Origin of the sequence: Kitasatospora sp. NPDC088351 (assembly GCF_040685575.1) — a bacterium.
Classification (GTDB): Bacteria; Actinomycetota; Actinomycetes; order Streptomycetales; family Streptomycetaceae; genus Kitasatospora.
This window is the reverse complement of record NZ_JBFBIL010000016.1, coordinates 8,764-32,634: the sequence shown is the minus strand read 5'-3', so window position 1 is coordinate 32,634 and position 23,871 is coordinate 8,764. Positions and strand designations below refer to the sequence as shown.

The window sequence follows — 23,871 nt, the reverse complement described above, 5'->3', positions numbered from 1 at the left end:
CGATGACCGCATTCAAGGCCGATCCGGCATGGGTGGGAACCGATCAGTGGAGATTGGCTTGTTTCCAGGCCTTCCGGTGGCCGAACTCCGGTAGGTGACACCATGATCGCTCGGTGTTATGTCATCAGCTCAGCCTGGGTGTTACACCGGGCTCACCTGGGGGTAACGTCAGGCCGGGCGGCGCGGGGGCGGCCGTCCGGCATTTCCGCGTGACCTTTATCGGCCAGTGAAATGGATCGCTTGACTCGTCGAGTTCTCCTCATGCAGAGTGAAACTCGGGTCGGCGCCGAGGCCGGGCCGTCGCGCTCTCCCGTCGGCGCCCGTGGATTACGTGAAATATGAACGACCCGTCCTGCTCCGGCCCGCCCCGGGGCGCCGGGGGGTATTCAGGCGGAAATTCCACTCACACCTATTGAGGGTTGGTGCCATGTCTGGCCACGAGGACGCCGGTCACCCGCTGTCGGGTGCGCAGAGGGGCATCTGGTTCGCGCAGCGGATCGACCCCGGAAGCGCCGCGTTCAACACCGGCGAGTCCGTGGAGATCCACGGACCGGTGGACCCGCGGCTCTTCGAGACCGCGCTGCGGTACACGGTCGCCGAGGCACAGACCTTCCAGCTGCGCCTCGCGGAGACGGCCGACGGCCCGCGCGCCACCCTCGACCCCGACGCCCCGTGGCCCCTGCACCACGTCGACCTCGCCGCCGAACCCGACCCGGGCGCCGCCGTCGACGCCTGGATCGCCGCCGACCTGGCCACCCCCGTCGACCTCGTCGACGGCCCGCTGTTCACCCACGCCCTGCTGAAGGCCGCGCCCGACCGCTGGTTCTGGTTCCTGCGCGCCCATCACATCCTGCTCGACGGCTACGGATTCAAGCTCGTCGGCCGCCGCCTCGCCGAGGTCTACACCGCGCTCGCCGACGGCCGCGAACCGGAGCCGGGACCGTTCCTGCCGCTGGACCGGCTGACCGCCGAGGAGCGGGCCTACCGGGAGTCCCCGGCCTTCGCGCGCGACCGCGCCCACTGGACGGCGCGGCTGGCCGACGCCCCCGCCGCCGTGGGCCTCACCCCGCACACCGCGCCCCCCGCCGCGCCGTTCCGCCGCCGCGAGACCGTCCTCGACGCGGCGGCCACCGCCCGGCTGGACGCCGCCGCCGCCCGGTTCGGCGTCACCCGCACCGCCCTGCTGCTCGGCGCCGTCGCCGGTTACCTGCACCGCGCCACCGGCGCCCAGGACGTCCTCCTCGGCCTGCCCACCATGAGCCGGGTCGGCTCGGCGGCCCTGCGCACCCCCGGCACCGCCTCCAACATCCTGCCGCTGCGCCTCACCCTGCCCGCCGGGACCACCGTCGGCGGCCTGCTGCGCGCCGCCGGCGAGGAACTGGACGCCGTCCGGCGCCACCAGCTGTACCGGGGCGAGGACCTCCGCCGCGACCTGCGGCTGCTGGGCGACGGCGCCCGGCGCCTGTACGGGCCCGTCGTCAACCTCATCCCGTTCGCCAACGAGGTGGGCTTCGCCGGACACCCCACCACCTGGCACCACCTGACCGGCGGGGCGGTCGAGGACCTCCAGATCAACGTCCGCCCCGGCGCCGACGACACCGGGCTCTGGCTCTCCTTCGACGCCAACCCGGCGCTCTACACCGACGACGAACTCGCCGACCACCAGGACCGGTTACTGCTCCTGCTCGACCAGCTCGCCGACGCCGGCGCCGACCTGCCGCTGGCCCGCACCACCCTGCTGCACCCGGCCGAGCGGCCCGCGCCCGCCGGCGCGACCACCGATACGCCCGCGGCCCCCGACGCCACCCTGCCCGCCCGCTTCGACGCCCAGGCCGCCCGCACCCCCGACGCCGTCGCCGTCACCGCCGAGGACACCGAGCTCAGCTACCGGGCGCTGGGGGAGCGGGCCAACCGGCTGGCCCGGCTGCTCGTCGCCCACGGTGCCGGACCCGGCAGCACCGTGGCCCTCGCCCTGCCCCGCACCGGCGACCTCGTCGTCGCCGTGCTCGCCGTCCTCAAGAGCGGGGCCGCCTACCTGCCGCTCGACCCCGACTACCCGGCCGAGCGGATCCTCGCCGTCACCGCCGACGCCGCACCCCGGCTGCTGGTCACCCGGGCCGAGGTGGCCGACCGGCTGCCGGTCACCGCCGCCACCACCGTCGTCCTCGGCGAGGCCGGCACCGAGGCCGCGCTCGCCGCGCAGTCGCCCGCCGACCTCACCGACGCCGACCGGCCCGCGCCGCTCACCCCGGCCGACCCGGCCTACGTCATCCACACCTCCGGCTCCACCGGCCGGCCCAAGGGCGTCGTCGTCCCGCACGCCAACGTCGTCCGGCTGTTCACCACCTCGGCGGAGCACTTCGGCTTCGGCCCCGACGACGTCTGGACGCTCTTCCACTCCTACGCCTTCGACTTCTCGGTGTGGGAGCTGTGGGGCCCGCTGCTGCACGGCGGCCGGCTGGTCGTCGTCCCGCGCACCACCACCCGCTCACCCGCGGAGTTCCTGCGCCTGCTGCGCGCCGAGGGCGTCACCGTCCTCAACCAGACCCCCTCCGCCTTCCAGCAGCTCGTCCAGGCCGAACGCGACGAGCCGCCCGGCGCCGGACCGCTCGCGCTGCGCCACGTCGTCTTCGGCGGCGAGGCACTGGAACCCGCCCACCTCCTGCCGTGGACCGAGCGGCACGGCGACCGGGCCCCCGCCCTCGTCAACATGTACGGCATCACCGAGACGACCGTGCACGTCACCCACCACCGCCTGGACGGGCCCGGTGAGCGCGGCGCCATCGGCGCGCCGCTGCCCGACCTGCGGGTCCACGTCCTGGACCACGCCCTCCAGCCCGTCCCGCCCGGCCGCACCGGCGAGATGTACGTGGCAGGACCCGGCCTCGCCCAGGGCTACCTCGGCCGCCCCGACCTCACTGCGGAGCGCTTCGTCGCCGACCCGTACGGCCCGCCCGGCACCCGGATGTACCGCACCGGCGACCTCGCCCGCCGCCTGCCCGACGGCACCCTCGCCTACCAGGGCCGGGCCGACCAGCAGGTCAAGATCCGCGGCTTCCGGATCGAACCCGGCGAGATCGAGGCCGCGCTGGCCGGCCACCCCGACGTGGCCCGGGCCGCCGTCGTCGCCCGCGAGCAGGGCGAGGGCGACCGCGTCCTGGTCGGCTACGCCGTGCCCCGGCCCGGGACGAACCCCGACCCCGGGCGGCTGCGCGCCCACCTCGCCGCCCTGCTGCCCGAGCACATGGTGCCCAGCGCCTGCGTCCTGCTCGACACCCTGCCGCTGACCCACAACGGCAAGCTCGACACCGCGGCACTGCCCGCCCCCGACTACGCCGCCACCGCCGGCGGCCGCGCCCCGGCCACCGAGGCCGAGGCCCTGCTCTGCCGCCTCTACGAGGACGTCCTGCGGCTGCCCCGGGGCACCGTCGGCGCCGACGACGGCTTCTTCGACCTCGGCGGCCACTCCCTGCTCGCCACCCGCCTGGTCACCAGGCTGCGCGGCGAGACCGGCGCCGAACTGCCGATGGCCGCCCTGTTCGCCGACCCGACCCCGGCCGGGCTCGCCGCCCGCCTCGCCGCGGCCGGACCGGCCCAGGACGGTCCCGCCCGGCCCCCGCTCCGGCCGGCCGAGCGGCCCGACCGCGTCCCGCTCACCCCCGGCCAGGCCGGCCTCTGGTTCCTCGGCCGGCTCGAAGGCCCCAGCCCCACCTACAACATCCCGCTGACCCTCCCGCTGCCCGCCGGAACCGACGAGGACGCGCTGCGCGCCGCGCTCGCCGACCTCACCGCCCGGCACGAGGTGCTGCGCACCCTCCACCCCGACCAGGACGGCGTCCCGCACCAGCTGGTCCTGCCCGCCGGCCACCCGGCCGCCCGGCCCGACCTGGCCACCGCCGACGCCGCCGACGCCGCGGAGCTGGCGCAGCTGCGCCGCGCCGCCGTCCGGCACGGCTTCGACCTGGCCACCGAACCCCCGCTCCGCGCCCACCTGCTGCGGCGCACCGACGACGGCACCGCCCTGCTCGTCCTGGTGGTCCACCACATCGCCGCCGACGGCTGGTCCCTCGGCCCGCTCGGCCGCGACCTGGCCCGCGCCTACGACGCCCGCGCCGAGGGCCGGGCCCCCGACTGGCCGCCGCTGCCCGTCCAGTACGCCGACTACGCGCTCTGGCAGCACGGCCTGCTCGGCGACGAGACCGACCCGGACAGCCCCGCCGCCCGCCAGCTCGCCTACTGGCACGACACCCTGGCCGCCCTGCCGGACGAACTCCCGCTGCCCTACGACCGGCCCCGCCCGCGCACCCCCGGCCACGCCGGCGACACCGTCACCCTCCACCTGGACGCCGGCCTCCACCAGCGCCTCACCGACCTCGCCCGCGCCCACCGGGCCACCCTCTTCATGGTGCTCCAGGCCGCCTGGGCGGCCACCCTCACCCGCGGCGGCGCCGGCACCGACATCCCCGTCGGCACCCCCACCGCCGGGCGCGACGACCCGGCCCTGGAAGACCTCGTCGGCTACTTCGTCAACACCCTGGTGCTGCGCACCGACACCGCCGGCGACCCCGCGTTCGGCGACCTGCTCGACCGGGTCCGCGACGCCGACCTCACCGCCCACGCCCACGCCGGCGTGCCCTTCGACCGCGTCGTCGAGCACCTCAACCCCGCCCGCGCGATCGGCCGCCACCCCCTCTTCCAGGTGATGCTGGCGCTCCAGAACGCCGACGGCGCCGACGACACCGAACTGGAGATCGCCGGCACCAGGGTCCGCCTCGACCCGGGCGGCATCGGCACCGCCCGCTTCGACCTCATGCTCGACTTCACCGAGCGCCCCGCCGACGGCCACCGGGCCCAAGGGGTCGACGGCACCATCGAGTTCAGCACCGAACTCTTCGACCGCCGCACCGTCGAGCGGCTCGCCGCCCGGCTGCGCCGCCTGCTCGCCGAGGCCGCCGCAGCCCCGCACACCCCGCTCTCCGCGCTGCCCCTGACCGACCCCGACGAGGACGCCGAGTGGGCCGGCTGCGCCCCGGCCTGCGAACGGACCCTGCTCGCCCAGGACGGCGTCCGGGACGCGGTCGTCACCGTCCGCCGCTCCACCGCCGGGGCCCCCGGGGCCGTCGCGTACGTGGTGCCCGACGGCCCCGTCGACCGCCGCCGGCTCGCCGCCGCCGTCCGCCGCGACCTGCCCGCCGCCGCCGGACCGCTGCTCACCGTGCTGCTCTCCGCCCTGCCCCGGACGGCCGACGGCGCCCTGGACACCGAGGCGCTGCACCGCCTGCCCGTGCTCGACGACGCGCTCGCCGCCGCCTGGGAACGCGACCTCGCCCGGACCCCCGGCACCGAGGCCGCCGCCGCCGTCGTCCGCGACACCACACCCCCCGCCCCCGGCCTGCTCCACCTCGGCGGACTCCCCGGCACGGCCGGCGCGGGCACCGCCCCCGAGGAGCCGTCCGCGCTGCTCGACACCGGCCCCGACCCGGCCGGCGCCGTCCCCGCGCTCAGCGAGGGCCCGCCCCCGCCCCCGCTGCCCTTCCCGCACCTCGCGGCCGCCCTGCGCGCCGCCGCCGAGGGCACCGGCGAGATCGTCCACCTGCGCGCCGACGGCACCCACCGGCGGCAGAGCTACGCCGAACTCGCCGCCGAGGCCGCCCGCATCCTCGGCGGCCTGCGGGCCAGGGGCGTGCGCCCCGGCGAGACGGTGATCTTCCAGTTCGAGGACAACCAGGACTTCCTGCCGGTCTTCTGGGCCTGCGTCGCCGGCGGCGTCACCGTCCTGCCGATGGGCGCCCCCGCCTCCTACCGGGACGCCTCACCGCTGCGCGACAAGGTCGAACGGATCTGGGAGGCGCTCGGCCGGCCCCGCATCGCGGCCGGTACCGCCGCCGGCGCCGCCCTGCGCGCCCGCGCCGCCGACCAGGGCTGGACCGACCTCGACGTACTGGTCGCCGACGAGCTGCGCACCGGCGAGCCCGCCACCGACTGGCACCAGGCCGGCCCCGACGACACCGCGCTGCTGCTCCTCACCTCCGGCAGCACCGGCCTGCCCAAGCGGGTCACCGTCACCCACGGCATGGTGCTCAACCGCTCGGCGGCCACCGCCCGGCTCAACGCCCTCGGCCCGGACGAGACCACCTTCAACTGGATCCCGCTCGACCACGTCACCGGCGTGGTGATGTTCCACATCCGCGACGTCGTCCTCGGCTGCCGCCAGATCCACGCCCCCACCGGCTGGATCACCGAGGAGCCACTGCGCTGGCTCGACGCCCTGCACCACTGGCGGGCCACCGTCACCTGGGCGCCCAACTTCGCCTTCGGCCTGGTCAGCGAGCGGGTCGCGGCCGAACCCGGCCGCGGCTGGGACCTCTCCGCGCTCAAGCTCGTGATGAACGCCGGCGAGGTCGTCGTCCCCCGGGTCGTCCGCCAGTGGCTGCGCCAGCTGGAGCCGTACGGCCTGGACCAGACGGTGATGCACCCCGGCTGGGGCATGTCCGAGACCAGCTCCGTCGTCACCGACACCTCCTACACCCCCACCGGGCCCGGCTCCGACGACACCTATGTGAGCTGCGGCAGGCCCTACCCGGGCTTCGCGATGCGCGTCGTCGACGACCACGACCGGATCGTCCCCGAGGAGCGCGTCGGCCACCTCCAGGTGCGCGGCCCCTCCGTGACCCCCGGCTACCACGAGAACCCCGAGAAGAACGCCGAGTCCTTCACCGCCGACGGCTGGTTCCGCACCGGCGACCTCGCCCTGCTGCGCGACGGCGAGCTCTACCTCACCGGCCGGGCCAAGGACGTCATCATCGTCAACGGCGTCAACCACCCCAGCCACGAGATCGAGGACGCCGTCGAGGAGAGCGCGGGCGTCCTGCGCGCCTGCACCGCCGCCGTCGCCGTCCGCACCTCCGCCACCGCCACCACCGACGAGATCGCGGTGTTCTGCTGCCCCGCGCCCGGCACCGACGAGCGCGCCCTGCTCACCGAGATCGCCGGCCGGGTCACCCGGCAGACCGGCGCCGCCCCGGCGTTCGTCCTGCCCGTCGCCCCCGCCGACATCCCCAAGACCGAGATCGGCAAGATCCAGCGGACCCTGCTCCGCAAGCGCCTGGAGGCCGGCGAGTTCACCGAGGTCATCCGCCGCACCGACCTGCTGCTCGGCACCGAACGCACCCTGCCCGACTGGTTCCACCGGCCGGTCTGGCAGCGCACCCGGCCCGTCCACGCCGCCACCGCGCACCCCGCTCCGACCCTCGTCCTCACCGGCGGGGCCGGCGACCGCTCGCACGCCGTCGGCACCGCGCTGGCCGCCCTGCTCACCGCCGACGGTTCCCCGGCCGAGGTCGTCACCGGCCCGGACGCCCTCCGCGGGCGCGCCGCCGCCCGGATCGTCGACCTGCGGCTGCTCGCCGACCCCGGCCCGGCCGACCGGGCACCCGCCGACCCGCTGGCCGCCACCACCCCGCTGACCCGGCTGATCGAGGCGCTCACACCCCCGCCGGCCGACACCCCGGACGGCCCCGGACACACCGTCACCCTCGAAGTCGCCGCCCGGCACAGCCACGCCGTCCACCCCGGCGAGCCGGTCCGCCCCGAACGCGCCGCCGCCGTCGCCGTCCTGCGCAGCGCCGTCCAGGAACTGCCCTGGCTCGACGGCCGCTGGACCGACCTCGGCCCCGACGGGGAGGAGCCGGACCTGACCGCCCGCCGGCTCCACCAGGAGATCACCACCCCGCCCGCCGACCCCGACGTCGCCCTGCGCCCCGACGGCCGCTGGACCAGCAGCCTCGCCCCGCTGCCCGCGCCCGAGGAGGACCCCGCCGCCGGACCGGTCTTCGAGGAGGGCGGCCACTACCTGATCACCGGCGGCCTCGGCGGCGTCGGCACCGAGACCGCCCGCCACCTGCTCACCCGCTACCGCGTCCGGCTCACCCTGATCGGCCGCCACCCCGCCGCCACCCGCCCCGAACAGGCCGCCGCGCTGCGCGAGCTCCAGGCGCTCGGCGACGTCCGCCACCGCACCGCCGACGTCACCGACCCCGAGGCCGTGCGGCACGCCCTCGCCGAGGCCCGCGCCGAGTACGGCGAACTCGCCGGCGTGCTCCACCTCGCCGGCCACTTCGCCGAACACCCGCTCACCGCCACCACCGCGGACCAGTGGGAACGCGCCATGGCCGCCAAGGCCACCGGCGCCGCCGTCCTCACCGAGGAACTGCGCGACCGGCCCGGCACCCTCTTCGTCTCCTTCTCCTCCGTCAACGGCTACTTCGGCGGCGCCCTCGCCGCCGCCTACTCGGCCGCCAACGCCTACCTCGACGCCCTCGCCGTCCACCAGCGCGCGCTCGGACTGCGCGCCCACAGCGTCGCCTGGAGCATGTGGGACGACCTCGGCGTCAGCCGCGGCTACGCCCTCAAGGCGCTCACCCGCGCCCGCGGCTTCCGCCTGCTCAGCCGCCGCGACGGCGTCCGCTCGCTGGCCGCCGCGCTGCGCCACGGCCACCCGCACGTCCTGGTCGGCCTCGACCCGTCGGCCCCCTGGGTCCGCAGCCACCTCGCCGCCCCCGCCCGCCCGCTCCAGGAACTCGCGGGCTACCGGGCCGGCGCCCCGGCCGAGCCGCCCGCCGCCCCCGACGACCGCTTCGGCACCCCCGTCGGCTGCGCGCTGGAGACCCTGGACGCCCTGCCCGCCACCCCGGACGGCCGGATCGACCGGCAGCTGCTCGCCGGCCAGGCCCGCGCCGCCGAGGCCGGCGGCGCCCCCGCCCCCGGCCCGGAGCAGGACATGGCCCGGATCTGGAGCGAACTCCTCGACACCGACCGGATCGGCCGCGACGACGACTTCTTCGCCCTCGGCGGCCACTCCCTGCTCGCCACCCGCCTGGTCGGGCGCCTGCGCACCGTCCTCGGCCTGGAGTTCACCGTCGCCGACCTGTTCGCCGCCCCGACCCTCGCCGCGCTGGCCGCCCTGGGCGCCGAACGCGCGGCCGAACGCGGCGACGCCCCGGCCCGCCCGCCGCTCGTCCCGGCGGCCCGGCCGGAGAACGTCCCGCTCTCCTACGCCCAGCAGCGGCTCTGGTTCCTCAACCAGCTGGAGGGCCCCAGCCCCACCTACGACATCCCGCTCGTGGTCCGGCTCACCGGCACCCTGGACACCGGGGCGCTGCGCGCCGCGCTGGGCGACGTCACCGACCGCCACGAGATCCTGCGCACCCGCTACACCGACGACCAGGGCGTACCCCGCCAGGTGGTGCTGCCGCCCGGCGCGGCCCCCGCCGCGCTGACCGTCACCGTCGCCACCGGCGGCGAGCGCGAGGAGCACATCCGGCGGGCCGCCCGGCACACCTTCGACCTCACCACCGACCTGCCGCTCCGCGCCGAACTGCTCACCGGCGGACCGGACGCCCGCGACCACGTGCTCGTCCTGGTCGTCCACCACATCGCCGGCGACGGCTGGTCGATGGGCCCGCTCGCCCGCGACCTCGCCCACGCCTACACCGCCCGCAGCCGGGGCACCGCCCCGGCCTGGACGCCGCTCCCGGTGCAGTACGCCGACTACACCCTCTGGCACACCGCCGCACTCGGCGACGAGACCGACCCGGCCAGCCCGGTCGCCCGCCAGCTCGCCTACTGGCGCACCGCGCTGGACGGCATCCCGGAGGAGCTGCCGCTGCCCGCCGACCGGCCGCGCCCCGCGACCGGCAGCGGCACCGGCGGCCGGGTGCACACCCGGGTGCCCGCCCCGCTGCACCGCGCGCTCACCGACCTGGCCGCGGCCGGCCGCGCCAGCCTGCTGATGACCCTCCAGGCCGGGATCGCCGCCCTGCTGACCCGGCTCGGCGCCGGCACCGACCTGCCGCTCGGCTCCCCGGTCACCGGCCGCTCCGACGAAGCGCTCGACGACCTGGTCGGCTTCTTCGTCAACACCCTGGTGCTGCGCACCGGCACCCACGGCGACCCGGCCTTCCGCGACCTCCTGCAGCGCGTCCGGGAGAGCGACCTCGCCGCCCTCGCCCACCAGGACGTGCCCTTCGACCGCCTGGTCGAGGAGCTCAACCCGGTCCGCTCGCGCGCCCGGCACCCGCTGTTCCAGGTCGCCTTCGCCGTCCAGGAGACGCCCCGGCTCGGCGCCGGCATGCCCGGACTCACCGCCGAGGTGGACCCGGTCGAGACCGGCACCGCCAAGTTCGACCTCTTCTTCGCGGTGGTCGAGCGCCGGACCGCCGACGGCGCGCCCGACGGCCTCGACGCCTACCTCGAATACAGCGCCGACCTCTTCGACGCCGCCACCGCGCGCACCCTGCTGGCCCGCCTGGTCCGGCTGCTGGAGTCGGCGGCCGCCGCCCCCGACACCCCGCTCAGCGGCCTCGACATCGTGCTGCCGCAGGAGCGCGGCCGCCTGGTCACCGGCGTCGCCGGCGCCGGTGACGACCTCGAACTGCCGGGTGTGCTGGGCCTCTTCGCCGACCAGGTGGAACGCCGGCCGGACGCCCTCGCCCTGGTCGGCCCGGACACCGGCCTCACCTACCGTGACCTCGACCGGGCCGCCAACCGGCTCGCCAACCGCCTGCTCGACCGCGGCCTCGCCCCCGGCGACCGCGTCACCGTGGCGGCCCCGGCCGGCGCCGACGCCGTCACCGCCGTCCTCGCCGTCCTCAAGGCGGGCGGCGTCCTCGCCGGCACCGACCGCGCCCTGTCCACCGCCCTGCCCACCGCCCCGGCCTTCCTGCTCGCCGCCGAACGCCCCGAGGGCGCCCGGCCCGGCGGCCCGGCCGTGGTCACCTTCGCCGAGGGGCGGGCCCACCCCGACGCCACCGCGCCCGCGGTGCCCCTCACCGACGAGGACCCGGCCTGGCTGGTCCGCCCGCCGCGCGGCACCGCCGTCCTCACCCACGCCGCCCTGGGCCGCACCCTGCGCCCGCTGCTGCGCCGGACCAGGCTGAGCGACGCCGACGCGGTGGCCCTGCTCGCCCCGCTCGACTCCGAACGCGCCTGCTGGGAGATCCTGGCCCCGCTCACCCGGGGCGCGCGGATCGTCGTCGACCCCGGCCCCGCCGCCCCCGACGCCGCCCCGGCCGCCACCTCGGACGCCGCCCCGGCCGCCTCGCCGGACGGCGAAGGACCGGACCGCCCGGACGCCGCCCGGGCCGCCGGCGAGCGGATCCGCCGACTCGCCCCCCACGGCCCCACCCTGGCCTTCCTCACCGCCGACCACGCCGACCTGCTGCTGACCGCCGCCGACCACGACCCCGCCCTGGCCGACGCCCTGCCGGACGCCGTCTGGTGCGTCGGCACCGGCTCCTCGCCCGACCAGGCCCGGCGGTTCGCCGACCGCTTCGCCGTCCCGCTGCGCCGCCTGCTCGCCGTGCCCGCCGCCGGGGTGGTGGCCTTCGCCGACCCCGCCGCCGGCGAGGACGGCGCCCCGGGCGGCGGGGGAGCGCCCTACACCCCGGTGGTGCCGACCGTCGTGCTCGACGCCGCCGGCGCGCCGGTGCCCACCGGCGTCCACGGCGCCGTGCACGTCGCCGCGCCGGGCCTGCTCGACCCGGACGCCGGGCCCTGGCTGCCGCCGAACACCCTCGGTGCCGCCCTGCCCGGCGTCGACCGCCTCGCCCGCACCGGACTGACCGGCCGGATCACCCCCGACGGCCGCCTCGACCTGCGCGGCCCCGAGGACGGCTGGGCCGAGCTCGACGGCCGCTGGACCGACCTCGGCGAGGCCGAGCGCGCCCTGCTCGACCTGCCCGCCGTCCGGGAGTGCGCGCTGCGCCCCCGGCGCGGCCCGGCCGGCCGCACCGGCCTGGTCGCGTACGTCGTCGCGAGCGGCCCGCTGACCACCGCCCAGGTCGCCCGGCGGCTGCGCGCCGCCCTGCCCGGCCTGCCCGCGCCGATCGCCGCCGTCCTGCTCACCGCGCTGCCCAGGACCGCCGACGGACGGCCCGACCCGGCCGCCCTGGACGCCCTCCCGGTGCTGGACGACGACCTCGCCGCGCGCTGGGAGCGGCGGCTGCGCGAGCTGCCGGGGCTGCGCGAGGCCGCCGTGCTGCGGGCCGACCGCGCCGAACCCACCGGGCGGGTCCACACCGGCCTGCCGGTCCACGCCCCGCAGCCGGCCGGCCCGGCCGCCCCGGCGGACGGCACCGCGCCGGACGAGGGCGTGGCGGCGGGCGCAGCCGTGCCCGCCCTGAGCGACGGCGGCCCGGCCCCCGAACCGCCCCACCCCGACCTGGTCTCCGCCCTGCGCGCGGCCGCCGCGGCCGGGCCGGGCGGCGGGATCACCTACCTCGGCGAGGACGGCGGCGAGCGCGAGCAGTCCTACCCGGAGCTGCTGGCCGACGCCTCCCGGGTGCTCGCCGGCCTGCGCGGCCTCGGCCTGCGCCCCGGCGACCGGGTGCTCTTCCAGCTCGGCGACAACCGGGACTTCGTCACCGGGCTCTGGGCCTGCCTGCTGGGCGGCCTCACCGCCGTCCCCCTGGCCGTGCCGCGCACCGGCACCGGCGACGAGGCCGCCGCCGCCCGCCTGGACGGCATCTGGCAGGCCCTCGGCGGACCGCTGGTGCTCACCGACGCGGCCCGCGCCGACGGACTGCTCGACACCGCCCGGCAGTACGGCTGGCAGGACGCCCGCACGGCGGACCTCGCCGAGCTGTCCCGCCGCGAGCCGGACCACGACTGGCACCGCCCGGACCCGGACGAGACCGTGCTGCTGCTGTTCACCTCCGGCAGCACCGGCCGGCCGAAGGCCGTCCCGCTCACCCACCGCAACGTCCTCGTCCGCTCCGCCGCCACCGCGCTCGTCAACACGCTGACGCCCGCGGACGTCTCGTTCAACTGGATGCCGCTGGACCACGTCGGCGGGGTGGTGATGTTCCACCTGCGGGACGTCATCCTGGGCTGCCGCCAGATCCACGCGCCCACCGGCTGGGTGCTGGCCGAACCGCCGCGCTGGATGGCGGCGGTGGACCGTCACCGGGCGACCGTCACCTGGGCGCCGAACTTCGCCTTCGGCCTGCTCGCCGAGCACGCCGGGGCGGTCGAACGCGCCTCCTGGGACCTCTCCTGCCTGCGCTACGTGCTCAACGGCGGCGAGGCCGTGGTGGCCCGCACCGCCCGGCGGTTCCTGCGGCTGCTCGTCCCGCTCGGTCTGCCGAAGACCGCGATGCGCCCGGCCTGGGGCATGTCCGAGACCTCGTCCGGCGAGATCGAGGGCACCTTCACCCTGGACGGCACGGCCGACGAGGACCCGTACGTCAGCGTCGGACGCCCCTACCCGGGCTTCGCCGTCCGGATCGTCGACGACCGGGGCATCGTCCCGGAGGGCCGGATCGCCCGGATCCAGGTCCGCGGCGCCGCCGTGACGCGGGGCTATCTGGACGCGCCCGAGCACAACCGGGAGGCGTTCACCGAGGACGGCTGGTTCGAGACCGGCGACCTCGGCTTCCTCCAGGAGGGGGCGCTGACCATCACCGGCCGCGCCAAGGACGTCATCATCGTCAACGGCGTCAACCACGCGGGCCCCGAGATCGAGGCGGCCGTCGAGGAACTCGACTGCGTGGAGCGCTCGTTCACCGCCGCCTGCGCGGTCCGCGGCCGCGACGCGGCCCGGCCCGGCGGCGCCGGCGACGAACTGGCCGTCTTCCTGGTGCCCCGGGAGGGCGCCGACCCGGCGGAGACCGTCCGCCGGGTGCGCGGCCGGATCACCCGGCAGGCCGGGATCGCCCCCGCCTACGTCGTCCCCGTGGAGCCCGGGCGGATCCCCAAGACCGAGATCGGCAAGATCCAGCGGACCAGGCTCGCCCAGGACTTCCAGGCCGGGGCCTTCGACGCCGACCTCACCCGGGTCGACCTGCTGCTCGGCAACGAGCGCACGGTGCCCGACCGGTTCTTCCGCCGGATCTGGCGGCGCGCCGAACTCCCCTCCTACGGCGCGGATCCGGCCGGCCCCGGCCGCGGCGAGGTGCTGATCGTGCCCGGCCCCGCCGGGGCCCTCGCCGCCGCGCTCGCCGAGCGCCTGCGCGCCGACGGCCGCACCGTCCGCCTCGGCACCGGGGACGGCACCGACCTGCCCGCCGAGGCGCTCACCGGCGTCGACACCGTGCTCCACCTGACCGGCTACGGCCCCCCGCCGGCCGGCACCGCCGCGCCGGGCACCCCGGCCGCCCTGTCGGCGGGCTCCCGCGCCGCCGCCCGGCTCGCCACCGCCCTGGCCGCCGCGCCCGCCGCCGGCGACCAGCGGCGGGTGGACTGGTACACCGTCACCAGCCGGGCCCAGAGCGTCCACGACGGCGAACCGCTGGACCCGGCCCGGGCCGCCGCCGTCGCCACCGTCAAGAGCCTCGGCCAGGAACTCCCGTGGCTGCGCACCCGCCTGATCGACCTGCCCGCCGAGGACGGCGGCGACGGCGCCACCGCCGTGGCCGCCGGCCACGTCCTGGCCGAGCTGGCCGCCGCCACCGCCGAGCCCGAGACCGCCTGGCGGGCCGGCCGCCGCTGGGTCCGCCGGCTGCGGCGGCTGCCCGCCCCCGCGCCGCGCCCGGCCGGCCGGTTCTTCCGCCCCGGCGGCCACTACGCGCTCACCGGCGGCCTCGGCGGCGTCGGCGCCGAGATCGCCGAACACCTGCTGACGGCCTACGGCGCCCGGCTGCTGCTGCTCGGCCGGACCGCCCTGCCCGACGAGGCCGACCGGGACCGGCACATCGCCGCCGGCACCGCCCTCGGCCGCACCCTGGCCGCGCACCGCCGGCTCGCCGCGCTCGGCGAGGTCGACTACGCCGTCGCCGACGTCACCGACCCCGCCGCCGTGCGCCGCGCGCTCGCCGCCGCCGAACGGGACCGGGACACCCCGCTCGACGCCGTCCTGCACCTCGCCGGCGACCTCACCCAGCGGCCGCTGACCGGGCTGACCGACGAGGACTGGCAGGCCGCCTTCGCCGCCAAGGCGGCCGGCACCCGGGTGCTCTGCCGGCTCGCGGAGGAGCGCCCCGGGCTGCCGCTGGTGGTCTTCTCCTCCGTCAACGGCCACTTCGGCGGCAGCGGGCTCGCCCCCTACGCCGCCGCCAGCGCCTGCGCCGACGCGCTCTGCGCCGAGGCCGCGCGCACCGGGGCCGACGTCCGCGTCCTGGCCTGGAGCATGTGGGAGGACCTCGGCATGAGCCGGGGCTACGCGCTCACCGACTTCACCCGGGCCCGGGGCTACGCCGTCCTCGGCCGCCGCGAGGGCGTCCAGTCGCTCGCCGTCGCGCTCGCCCACGACGACCCCTACCTGCTCATCGGCCTCGACCCGGCGGCCCCCTGGGTGGGCAGCCACACCGACGGGCCCGCCCGGCCCGCCGAGCGCCTCGTCGGCTGCGTCGTCACCGAGCCCGGCGCGCCCGCCCCGCGCACCGACGGGCTCACCCTGCCCGACCGCTACGGCGCGCCCGTGCCCTGCGCCGTCCTCCCGGTGCCCGGCCTGCCCGCGCCCGGCGACCACGACGGGTGGCGCCGGCTGGTCGGACGGCACGAGCCCGCGTCCGGGGACGGCCCCGGCGGCGCCGCGCCGCTCGGCCCCCGCGACGACACCGAACGCGCCCTGGTCCGGATCTGGGGCGAGGTCCTGGAGCGCGACCGGGTCGGCGTCGAGGACAGCTTCTTCGACCTCGGCGGGCACTCCCTGCTCGCCACCCGCCTGGTCAGCCGGATCCGGACGGCCTTCGGCGTGGACCTCGCCGTCGGCGCGCTCTTCGAACACCCCACCGTCGCGGCCCTCGCCCGGCTGGTCACCGGCACCGCCGGCGGGCCCGACGGCACCCCCGCGCTGCGGCCGGTGCCCAGGACCGGGCCCGTCCCGCTCTCGCACGCCCAGCGCCGCCTCTGGTTCCTCCAGGGGGTCAGCGGCTCCAGCCCCTCGTACCACATCCCGGTCGCCCTGCGGCTGACCGGCGACGTCGACACCGAGGCGCTGCGCGCGGCGCTGTACGACGTCCTCGCCCGGCACGAGAGCCTGCGCACCGTCTGCCCGGCCGGGGCCGGCGAACAGCTGGTCCTCGCCGCGGACGCCGCCCTGCCCGACCCGCTGACCACCGAGACCGTGGCACCGGGCGACCTCGACCGGCGCCTGACCGAGGAGGCCCGCCGCCCCTTCGACCTCGCCCGGGACCTGCCGCTGCGGGCCCGGCTGCTCGGCACCGGCGACGACGAGCACGTCCTGCTGCTGGTGCTGCACCACATCGCCGCCGACGGCTGGTCCCTGGCGCCGCTGTACCGCGACCTCACGGCGGCCTACCGGGCCCGCCTGGACGGGCGGGCCCCCGACTGGCCGCCGCTGCCGGTCCAGTACGCCGACTACACCCTCTGGCAGCGCGAGGTGCTCGGCGACGAGAACGACCCCAACAGCCCGGCCGCCCGCCAACTCGCCCACTGGAGCCGGGCGTTGTCGGGGCTGCCGGAGGAGCTGGCGCTGCCCGCCGACCGGCCCCGCCCGGCCGTGGCCAGCCACCGCGGCGCGCTCGTCTCCACCACCCTGCCCGCCCCGCTCCACCGGGCCCTGACCGAGCTGGCCAAGGAGGACCGGGCCAGCCTGTTCATGGTGCTCCAGGCCGCCGTCGCGGCCCTGCTCACCCGGCACGGCGCGGGCACCGACATCCCGCTCGGCACCACCGTCGCCGGCCGCGCCGACGAGGCCCTCGACGACCTGGTCGGACTGTTCGTCAACACGCTCGTCCTGCGCACCGACACCAGCGGCGACCCGGGCTTCCGGGAGCTGCTGCGCCGGGCCAGGGACACCGCCCTGGACGCCTTCGCCCACCAGGACCTGCCCTTCGAACGGCTGGTGGAGGTGCTCAACCCGGCCCGCTCGCTCGGCCGCCACCCGCTGTTCCAGGCGGGCCTCGTCCTGCAGAACAACGCCCGGCCGACCGCCGGCCTGCCGGGTGCCGCCGCCGACCCGGTGACCGTGCACGGCGGCACCGCCAAGTTCGACCTGTTCTTCGGCTTCCGCGAACGCACCGCCGAACGCACCGCCGGGGCCGGGCCGGACTCCGGTCCGGCGGGCGCCGCACCGGCCGGCCTCGACTGCGTCGTCGAGTACAGCACCGACCTCTTCGACGAGACGACCGTCCGGGAGCTGACCGTCAGGCTGGAACGGCTGCTCACCGCCGTCGCCGCCGACCCCGACCGGCCCGTCGGCGCGGCCGACATCCTCTCCGCCGAGGAGCACACCCGGCGGGCCGAGGCCGAGGACGGCGGCCCCGCCGGCCCGGTCCACACCCTGCCCGCCCTCTTCACCGCCCAGGCCCGCCGCACCCCCGACCGGCCCGCGCTGCGCTGGGCCGGACCGGAACCGGAGGACCTCGACTACCGCGAGCTGGACGCCCGGTCCGCCCGGCTCGCCCGGCTGCTGGCCGCCCGGGGCATCGGCCCCGAGCGCACCGTCGCGCTCCTGCTGCCCCGCTCCACCGGCCTGGTCACCGCCCTGCTCGCGGTCGGCCGGACCGGCGCCGCCTACCTGCCCGTCGACCCGGACTACCCGGCCGACCGGATCGCCTACATGCTCGACGACGCCGACCCGGCGCTGGTCATCACCGGCATCGAGCTGGCCGGCCACCCCGCCCTCGGCGCCGCCGACGCCCCGGGCGCCCGGCCGCGGCTGCTGCTCGACGCGCCCGCCACCCGGGCCGAGCTGGCCGCGCTCGCCGACACCGACCTCACCGACGCCGAGCGCACCGCCCCGCTCCGGCCCGACCACCCGGCCTACCTGATCTACACCTCCGGCTCCACCGGCCGGCCCAAGGGCGTGCTGGTCACCCACCGCGGCATCGCCGACTTCACCACCACCCTGCGCGAGCGCTTCGGCAGCGACGAGCACGCCCGCGTCCTGCAGTTCGCCTCGCACAGCTTCGACGCCGCCTTCTGGGACGTCTGCGCGGCCCTGCTGAACGGCGGCTGCCTCGTCCTGGCCGAGCGCACCCGGCTGCTGCCCGGCCCCGGCCTGGCCGACCTGCTGCGCACCGAGCGGATCAGCCACCTCATCCTGCCCCCGTCCGCGCTGGCCGCCCTGCCGCCGGACGCCCTGCCGGCCGGCACCACCCTGGCCGTCGGCGGCGAGGCCTGCCCGCCCGAGCTGGTCGCCCGGTGGGCACCCGGCCGGGTCATGGTCAACGCGTACGGCCCGACCGAGTCCACCGTCTGCGCCACCCTCAGCCTGCCGCTCGCCGCGCCCGCCGACGGCCCGGCCGGCGCGCCGCCGATCGGCCGGCCGGTGCGTGGCACCCGGGCCCGGGTCCTGGACGCGGCCCTGCGGCCCGTCCCGGCCGGCGTCCCCGGTGAGCTGTACCTCGCCGGTCCCGGGCTGGCCCGCGGCTACCTGGGCCGCCCGGGGCTCACCGCAGAACGCTTCGTCGCCGACCCCTACGGCCCGCCCGGCACCCGGATGTACCGCACCGGCGACCTGGTGCGCCGACGCGCCGACGGCCAGCTGGAGTTCCTCACCCGGGCCGACGAGCAGGTCAAGATCCGGGGCTTCCGGATCGAGCCGGGCGAGATCGAGGCCGTCCTGGACGCCCGGCCGGAGGTCGCCCGCAGCGCCGTCGTCGCCCACCAGGGCCCCGGCGGCAAGCAGCTCGTCGGCTACCTGGTGCCCGCCGCGCCCGGGACCGCGATCGACCCCGCCGCGCTCCGCCGGGAGCTGGCCGGGACGCTGCCGGACCACCTGGTGCCGGCCGCCCTGGTCGTCGTCGCGGAACTGCCGCTGACACCCAGCGGCAAGACCGACCGCGCCGAGCTGGCCCGGCGCCCGCTCGCCCGCCCCGCGGGCACCGGCCGCACCGCGCCGCGCGACGGGCTGGAGCGGCGGATCGCGGAGCTGTGGACGACCCTCCTCGGCCTCGGCGGGACGCCCGGCAGCGACGAGAACTTCTTCGACCTCGGCGGGCACTCCCTGCTGCTGGTCGGACTGCAGGGCGCGCTGGCCGAACTGACCGGCCGGCCGGTGCCGATCGTCGACCTGTTCACCCACACCACGGTCGCCGCGCAGGCCGCCCACCTGGGCCGCACCGCACCGACCGCCCCGGACACCGCCCCGGCATCCGGCTCCGCCGACCACGGCACGCCCGACCGGCTCACCGCCGCCCGGGAACGCGCCGCCCGCGCCGAACGCGGCCGCGCCCAGCGCCAGAACCGCGGCCGCCGCCCGGCCGGCCCCTCCCGAAAGGACACCTCCCAGGATGACTGAGACCAGCGCGGCAGCCGAGCACGGGCCGTACGAGGGGGCGGGCGTCGGCGCGGACGACGGGATGGACGACGGGACCGGCGCGGACATCGCGGTCGTCGGCATGGCCGGCCGCTTCCCCGACGCCCCAGACCTCGACCGCTTCTGGGCGAACCTGGTGGCCGGCCACGAGTCGATCCGGGACGTCGGCGAGGCAGAGTACCTCGCGGCGGGCGGCGACCCGGCCGGACTGGACGACCCGTACCTCGTCCGCCGGGCGTCGGTCGTCGACGGGATCGAGCTGTTCGACGCGGAGTTCTTCCACTGCCGGCCCACCGAGGCCGAGGTGATGGACCCGCAGCACCGGCTCTTCCTCGAATGCTGCTACCACGCCCTCGAACAGGCCGGCCACCAGCCCGAGCGCTCCGACGGCCTCACCGGCCTGTACGCGGGCGCCAGCCAGAGCAAGTACTTCCTGGCCAACGTCCAGCCCCGGCTGGCGGGCCGGGCGCTCTCGCTGGACTGGTTCTCGGCGGGCCTCGGCAACGACGCCGGCGCCTTCGCCACCCGGGTGGCGTACGAGCTCAACCTGACCGGGCCCGCCGTCTCGGTGCAGACCGCCTGCTCCACCTCGCTGGTCGCCGTCCACCTGGCCTGCCAGGACCTGCTCAACCACTCCTGCGACACGGCCCTGGCGGGCGGCGCCTCGCTCGACCCGCTGGCGCTGCGCGGCTACCGGCACACCCCCGACGGGCCGCTCTCCCCGGACGGCCGCTGCCGGGCCTTCGACGCCGCCGGGGCCGGGATGTCGCCCGGCAACGGGGTCGGCGTGGTGGTCCTCAAGCGGCTGGCGGACGCGCTGGCCGCGGGCGACCACATCTGGGCCGTCATCAAGGGCTCGGCGATCAACAACGACGGCCGCCGCAAGGTGGGCTTCACCGCACCCAGCCCGCAGGGCCAGGCCGAGGTGATCCTGGCCGCGCAGGCGGCGGCCGGCGTGGACGGCGACTCGATCGGCTACATCGAGGCGCACGGCACCGGCACCGCGCTCGGCGACCCGATCGAGGTCGCCGCGCTGACCGAGGCGTTCCGCGAGAGCACCGCCCGCGAGCGCTACTGCGCGCTCGGCTCGGTGAAGACCAACCTCGGCCACCTGGACGCCGCCGCCGGGATCGCCGGACTCATCAAGACGGTGCTCGCCCTCCGCCACCGCACGCTGCCCGCCAGCCTCCACTTCGAACGGCCCAACCCCGCCATCGACTTCGCGCACGGCCCGTTCTACGTCAACACCGCGACCGCGCCCTGGCCGGCGCCGGAGCACGGCCCCCGGCGGGCGGCCGTCAGCTCCCTCGGCATCGGCGGCACCAACGCCCACGTCATCCTGGAGGAGGCCCCGCCGGCCGCCGACCGGACGACCGTCCCGCCGGCCGGTGACGGCTCCGTCGTCCTGCCGGTCTCCGCCCGCTCCGTCGTTTTGCCGGTCTCCGCCCGCACCCCGGCCGCGCTCCAGGAACTCTCCGGGCTGCTCGCCGGACACCTCGCCGCCCACCCCGGGCTGGCCCCCGACGCGGTGGCCCGCACCCTGGCCGAGGGCCGCCGGGACCTCCCGTACCGCAGGGCCGTCGTCGCCCGCACCCTCGGCGAGGCCGCCGAGCGGCTCGCCCGCCCCGACCCCGGCACCGACGGCTCCGGACGCCTGCGGCTGGCGTACCTGCTGCCCGGCGGCGGGGCGCAGCACCCCGGGATGGGCCGGGGGCTGTACACCTCCGAGCCCCGCTACCGGGCCGAGATCGACCGGGCCGCGGCCGTCCTGGAGCCGGTCCTCGGCCAGGACCTGCGCGCCGTGCTGTACGAGGGCGCCGAAGGCCGGGGCGCGTGGTCCTTCCCGGCGCTGGTCGCCACCGAGTACGCGCTGGCCCGGCTGCTGATCGCCCGCGGTGCCCGGCCGGACGCCCTGATCGGCCACTCGCTGGGCGAGTACACCGCGGCCTGCCTGGCCGGGGTGATGACGCTGGAGGACGCCCTGCCGCTGGTCAGCGAGCGGGAGCGGCTGCTCGGGCTGGCCGGCGGCCGCACCCTCAGCGTCGCGCTCGCCGAACCGGCCGTCCGCGAGCTGCTCTCCGGCCCGGCCGGTGCCGGGCTCGGCCTCGCCACCGTCAACGCGCCCGAGGTGTGCGCGGTCTCCGGGCCCGCCGACGCCGTCGAGCGGCTGGAACGCCACCTGAGCGGCCTCGGGGTCGAGCACCGCCGGGTACCGCTGCCCACCGCGCCGCACAGCACCCTGCTCGACCCCGTCCTGGACGCCTACGCGGCCGCGCTGCGGCGGGTCGAGCTGGCGGCGCCGGGCATCCCGTTCTGCGCCGGGCCGACCGGCACCTGGATCACCGACGAACAGGCCACCAGCCACGACTACTGGCTGCGCCAGTTCCGCGAGACCGTGCGTTTCGCCGACGGCGTGGCGGTGCTCCACGCCGAACTGGCGGCCAAGGGCCGCACCGCCCTGGTCGAGGTCGGTCCCGGCCGTTCGCTCTCCCGCTTCGCCCGGCTCGGGCTCGGCGAGTCCGTCACGACCGTCGCCGCGATGCGTCACGCCCAGGCCGAACTGGACGACCGGGACGTCCTGCTGGGCGCGCTCGGCGAGCTGTGGACGCACGGCGCCCCGATCCGCTGGACGGACAGCACGGACAGCACGGACAGCACGGACGCGGCCGGCCCGCTGCCGCGCAAGGTGCCGCTGCCCGGCTACCCGTTCCAGCGCCGCCGCCACTGGATCGACGCGCCGCCCGCCGCCGCCCCGGCCGCCGCCGGGCGGACCGTGTACGTCCTGCCCGAGGGCCTGCGCGACGACAACTACCCCACCACCCGGGCGCTCGCCGCCCGCACCCGCGGGCACCTGGTGATCACCGGCGCGCCCGTGTCCGTGTCCGCGCCCGCCGCCCCCGCCGCCGAGCCCGTGCCCGCGCCCGGCCAGGACGCCGCCGCCCGGCTCGCCGAGGCGGAGGAACGGCTGCGCGCGGCCGCCCCGCCGGCCCCGGCGGGCGAGGAGGAGCGGACGGCCGGGCTCAACCGGCTCTGCACCCTGCACACCCTCATCCACCTGCGCCGTCACGGCCTCGCCGGCGGCCCGGGCGAGACCCGCACCCGGGCCGAGGTGGTGGCCCGCCTCGGCGCCGTCCCCGCCTACCGCAAGCTCGTGCACGCCCTGCTCGACGGGCTGGTCGCCGACGGGGTCGCGGACTTCGACCCGGACACCGACACCCTCCGGTTCACCGAGGGTCTGGTGGCCCTCACCGGCCCGGCCACGGCGGGCCCGGGCGGCGACGACGTCCTCGCGGGCCTCGTCGCGGAGACCGAGCGGTCGCTGACCGCCCGCCACCCCGACCTGGCCGGCGAGCTGGAGCTGCTCCGGGACTGCGTGGCCGCGTACGACGCCGTCCTCGGCGGCACCCGCTCCGGCACCGAGGTCCTGCGCCCCGACGGCAGCGGCGACCGCTCCAGCTCGGGCGCCGAGCGGGTGCTCGCCCACGGCGACGTCGCGGTCTACCGCGAGCTGGTCGCCGAGGAGATGGCCAGGACGGTCCGGGAGGCCGCCGGCCGCCCGCTGCGGATCGTCGAGGTCGGCGGCGGCCAGGGCTATCTGACCTGGCCGGTGGTCGAGGCGCTGCGCGGGGCCGGGCCGGTGGAGTACCACTTCACCGACCTCGGCCGCTCCTTCGTGGTGGCGGCCCAGAAGGAGGCCGCCGACCGGGGCCTGGACTTCCTGACCTTCGGCGTGCTGGACATCGACAAGGGCGCCGCCGCGGCCGAGCTCGGCGGCTTCGACGCGGTGCTCGCCTTCAACGTCCTGCACGCCACCCCGGACCTGCGCCGTACCGTCGGCAATCTGCGGGAGCTGCTGCGCCCCGGCGGCCGGGCCTACATCCTGGAGGCCACCGGCACCCCGCGCGCCGCGACCATGACCGTCGGCCTCTTCGAGGGCTGGTGGTACTTCGACGACGACCTGCGCGAGCACTCCCCGCTGCTGCCCCCGCACCGCTGGGCCGGGCTCCTGTCCACGCTGGGCTTCGACCCCGTCCTCGCCCTGCCGGCCCCCGGCCGTGCCACCGCCCCCGACCACGGCCTGATCATCGGCACCCGGCCCGGCGGCGCCGTCGCGGACGGGCTCGCGGCGGCCCGGCTCGCCGAACTGCGGGCGCTGGGCGCCACCGTGGAACTCCTCGCGGACGGCGAGCTCCCCGGCGATCAGGCCCCCGGCGGTCCGGCGCCGGAGCGGACCCCCGAGGAGGACGCGCCCGGCGCGGCCCCGGCAGCCGCCGGCGGGTCGTTCAACCGCCGCCCCGACCTCGCCACGGCCTACGTCGCCCCCGTCACCGAGCTGGAGAAGCTGGTCACCCGCCACTGGGCCGCCGTGCTCGGCCTCGACGAGGTCGGCGTCGAGGACAACTTCTTCGACCTCGGCGGCGAATCGCTGCTGGTTCTCCAGATGGCGAGCCGGCTGCGTGACGAACTGTCGGTCGACCTCGCCGTCAAGAAGCTGTTCGAGGACCTGACGGTGGCCGCCGTCGTCCGCGAGATCGAGGCCCTCCGGCAGAGCGCCGCGCCCGCCCCGGAGCGGATCGCCCCCAGCCGGCGGCGCGGCGGCCGGAGCTGACCACCCGCCGGGTGGGCGGCCGGTTCCGCCCACCCGGCCC

2 protein-coding genes are annotated in these 23,871 nt (G+C 77.7%); both read left to right on the top strand.

Features of this window, described 5'->3' with window-relative positions; genetic code table 11:
- The first annotated feature begins 427 nt into the window (after nucleotides 1-427).
- Nucleotides 428-19,204: an amino acid adenylation domain-containing protein gene (locus tag AB0P06_RS14565; protein ID WP_363607602.1), complete on the top strand. Its 18,777-nt coding sequence runs from the start codon at nucleotides 428-430 to the stop codon at nucleotides 19,202-19,204.
- Nucleotides 19,197-23,831 carry a beta-ketoacyl synthase N-terminal-like domain-containing protein gene (locus AB0P06_RS14560; RefSeq protein ID WP_363607601.1) on the top strand — a complete coding sequence of 1,545 codons (4,635 nt, stop codon included), beginning with the start codon at nucleotides 19,197-19,199 and terminating at the stop codon, nucleotides 23,829-23,831. The genes AB0P06_RS14565 and AB0P06_RS14560 overlap by 8 nt, the downstream gene beginning before the upstream one ends.
- Nucleotides 23,832-23,871: the final 40 nt, after the last annotated feature.

What these genes read in the sequence shown, in the direction of transcription:
- AB0P06_RS14565 (WP_363607602.1), top strand. Translation starts at nt 428, where the DNA reads ATGTCTGGCCACGAGGACGCCGGTCACCCGCTGTCGGGTGCGCAGAGG.
- AB0P06_RS14560 (WP_363607601.1), top strand. Translation starts at nt 19,197, where the DNA reads ATGACTGAGACCAGCGCGGCAGCCGAGCACGGGCCGTACGAGGGGGCG.